The sequence below is a fragment of the Mycobacterium sp. ENV421 genome, from assembly GCF_002887815.1.
GTDB lineage: Bacteria > Actinomycetota > Actinomycetes > Mycobacteriales > Mycobacteriaceae > Mycobacterium.
On record NZ_PDHO01000097.1, the window covers coordinates 1 to 3082 of the forward strand.

3 protein-coding genes are annotated in these 3082 nt (G+C 64.0%); all 3 read right to left on the bottom strand.

Going from position 1 to position 3082, the window contains the following annotated elements; translation table 11 throughout:
* Positions 1-88: 88 nt before the first annotated feature.
* Genes CRM90_RS29700 through CRM90_RS29710 form a run of 3 tightly spaced genes read right to left on the bottom strand, consistent with a single transcriptional unit; the run spans position 89 to position 2932 of the window.
* On the bottom strand, positions 89-1078 hold the full coding sequence (locus tag CRM90_RS29700) for a tyrosine-type recombinase/integrase (RefSeq protein WP_102810412.1): 990 nt from the start codon (positions 1076-1078) through the stop codon (positions 89-91).
* Positions 1075-2004 (bottom strand): tyrosine-type recombinase/integrase, encoded by a 930-nt coding sequence (locus CRM90_RS29705; RefSeq protein ID WP_158249090.1) that lies wholly within the window; start codon positions 2002-2004, stop codon positions 1075-1077. The genes CRM90_RS29700 and CRM90_RS29705 overlap by 4 nt, the downstream gene beginning before the upstream one ends.
* The gene (locus CRM90_RS29710) at positions 1997-2932 is read right to left on the bottom strand and encodes a tyrosine-type recombinase/integrase (protein ID WP_102810414.1); all 936 of its coding nucleotides are present in this window, start codon (positions 2930-2932) and stop codon (positions 1997-1999) included. The genes CRM90_RS29705 and CRM90_RS29710 overlap by 8 nt, the downstream gene beginning before the upstream one ends.
* Positions 2933-3082 lie beyond the last annotated feature (150 nt).

A 3082-nucleotide genomic window follows, 5' to 3' on the forward strand; every position in this document is an offset into this window, starting at 1 on the left:
GAAGGGTTATGCCGATGTTGGGGTTATGCCGACCGGCGGCGGGTCGTGCCTGGTGGGAGTCGTGCCAGGTTCGGATTGGTCGGCATAATCACAGACCTTGCAGCCAGGTGAGCAGGGGGTCGGCGGGGTGGTATTCGCCGACGCGAGTGTTGGGCTGACGGGTACGTTCGAGGGCTCTGCGTTTGATGTCGATGTCTGCGTGGAGGTAAATGCTTGTCGTTGCTTGTGATTCGTGGCCGAGCCATAGAGCGATGACAGCGGCGTCGACACCAGCCTCGAGGAAACGCATCGCGGCGGTGTGTCGCAGGGTGTGCACGGTGACGTGCTTGTTGGCGATGCCGGGGCACGTGGATGCGGCGTTGACCAGATGCAGAGCGAGTCTTCGCTGAACGGCGTCGGCGGAGAGCGGGCAACCGTGTGGATTCGGGAAGAAGGCCTCTCCGGGCCGGGCCGACCGTTCGTGGGTGTACGCCTTGAGCAGGGATGCAGTCGTTGATGTCAACGGGGTGGTGCGGGTCTTGCGTCCCTTGCCGGTGCAGGACACGTGCGGTGCAGCGCCGAGATGGACACTGGTGAGGGACAATTCGGTGATTTCGCCGAGTCTCAACCCGGTTTGGATCGCCAGGGTGAACATGGCGCGGTCGCGTCTGCCAGTCCAAGTATCGGCGGTGATCGCATCCAGCAGAGCCTGGGTCTCCCCGTGCGTCAGGAAAGTGACTTCCGGTCTGGGGTACTTCTTGACAGGGATGGTGTGGATTCGCGCGATGGTGTCCAGCGCCTCAGGTGCCCTGGTGGCGTGAAACGCCATCGTCGCTTTGATCGCCGCGAGCCGAAGGTTCCTGGTGGCGACGCTATTGCCGCGGTCGGTTTCGAGGTAGTCGAGAAACGCGATCACCTCATCCGCATTCACGTGGCTGGTTTCCAGTCGGTAAGCCGGAACGTGTTCCCGGCCGGACAGAAACGCCAAGAAGAGCCGCCAGGTGTCGCGGTAAGCCCGAATCGTGGCAGCACTCACGGCGCGCTGACCGACCAGATGCGCGGTGAAGAACTCCTGCAAGATCGGAGCCAGCGCCGTCATGACGTCGTGCCCGATCCGAGTCGTCGTACCGCGACCTCGGCGATCTCGGGCGCGGCCTGCAGATACCAGTAGGTGTCGGCGGGGTTGGAATGCCCGAGCCACACCGACAACAGCGTCAGCGTTCGTGCTGGATCTCGATCACAGCGGTAGGCGTCGATCATGGTTTGCGTTGCGAACGTGTGCCGGAAGTCGTGCAGGCGCGGGCGGGCACCGGGCCGGGCCGGCAGACCCGCGTGTTGCACCAGTTGGTGGAACGCGCCTTCAGCGGTGTGCACGGTGAGCGCGGTGCCCTTCTGCGTGACGAACAAGGCGCTTTCGGCTCCGGTGTCGAACCGGCGCCGGGCCCGGCTGCTGAGATACCCGCCCAGCGCGTCGCAAGAAGTCTGGTCGAGCCTGACCATGCGTTGACGGCCGAGCTTCGCATGAGCGATCACGATGATGCCCTGGTCGAGATCGAGATCGCTGACCGCGAGCCGCACGGTTTCACCGATGCGCATTCCCGTGACCGCCAGCAGACCGATCAGCGTCGTCATCGTTGCCGCACGTAACGGCGTGAACAACTCGTGCGCCGTCGCGACCAGCACGCGGATGTCGTTGACCGAGTAGAGATATGGCGTCGCGCGGCGGGATCCGCTGGCACCGAGACGGACGGCGGGCACACCCACGGGCAGGCCGGAGCCGGCCAGGTAGTACGCGAACCCTCTGACGACAGACAGCCGGTCTGACAACCATGACGGTTGAGCTCCCACGGGTGCGTGCGCCCACGCCAGGGCGTCCCCCTGGGAGAACAGCAGGCCATCGTCACGTTCAGCAGCCACACTGGCCGCGAACTGGATCAGAAGGTGTTCGACCTTGCGGTTCGGCTGGAAACCCCGAGCAGCCCGGAACGTCATGTAGTCGCCGACCAGCATCGACAGCTCAAGCATGATCAACCTCCACCGGCCAGGGACGGACAAGAGCTGCCAGCGACTGCAGATCGAACGAGGCATAGGCCATGGTCACTTGGCCATTTGAATGACCGAGCAATTCGCCAACCTCGGCCAAGTTACCGCCGCCGCACAGAATGGCGCGGGCCGCCGAGTGGCGCAGCCGATGCGCCCGAACCGTGCCCAACCCCGCCCGAGTTGCACACCTGGCCACCACCTGGCTGACAGCTCGCGACGTCATCGGCCTCGGTGCACCTCGGACCTGCAGGAATACTTCCCGAGTCGCGACCCCAGTTGGGCGCCGGTGCAAGTAGGCCACCACTGACCGCCCCACGTCGTGGGGTATCGGGAGGCGCAACCTTCGGCCGCCCTTCACCGTCGGAGACAGTGTCGCTGCCCGCCAATCGAAATCGTCGAGGCGTAACCCGGCGACCTCGCCAGCACGCAGACCCAGCCGGGATAACACAACGAGCAGGGCGTAGTCCCGAGATCCCATCGTCGTTCGGCGGTCCGGAACCGCCAATAGCCGCTTCAGATCGTCGGCCGCCAATGCCTTGGGAAGCCGACCGAACCTGTGGGTCACCACCACGCCAACCGCCGGCCTGAGATCGCAGGCCGTCCAGCCCGACATCCAGGCGAACCCCAGAAACGACCTGATCGCCGTGGCGATGAGCTTCAACGACTGCGGCGAATACCGACCGCCAAGATCGGTCACGTAGGAACGGACGCGCTGAGCAGACACAGCACCCACATCGACCGTGCCGGCCGTGTCACCACCCATCTCGGTCAGGAACGGCAGAACATGGCGGAGATAACACTCCCGCGTAGTGACCGACAGACCCTTGTCTGCCGACAGAAAATGCTCAAAAGCGTTGAGCGCCAACTCCGTATGGAGATTACGCACGGACAAATCATCGCTACTGCTCACGCTGGTCTCCTAACCAATAGTTGCAAGGAAGACCAGCATCACGCTCGCGTCATCGTATGTGATTATGCCGACGAATCCGAACCTGGCACGACTCCCACCAGGCACGACCCGCCGCCGGTCGGCATAACCCCAACATCGGCATAACCCTTG

Bases quoted from the DNA above. Each gene is read 5' to 3' on its own strand.
- CRM90_RS29700 (WP_102810412.1), bottom strand. From the start codon at position 1,078: ATGACGGCGCTGGCTCCGATCTTGCAGGAGTTCTTCACCGCGCATCTG.
- CRM90_RS29705 (WP_158249090.1), bottom strand. From the start codon at position 2,004: ATGCTTGAGCTGTCGATGCTGGTCGGCGACTACATGACGTTCCGGGCT.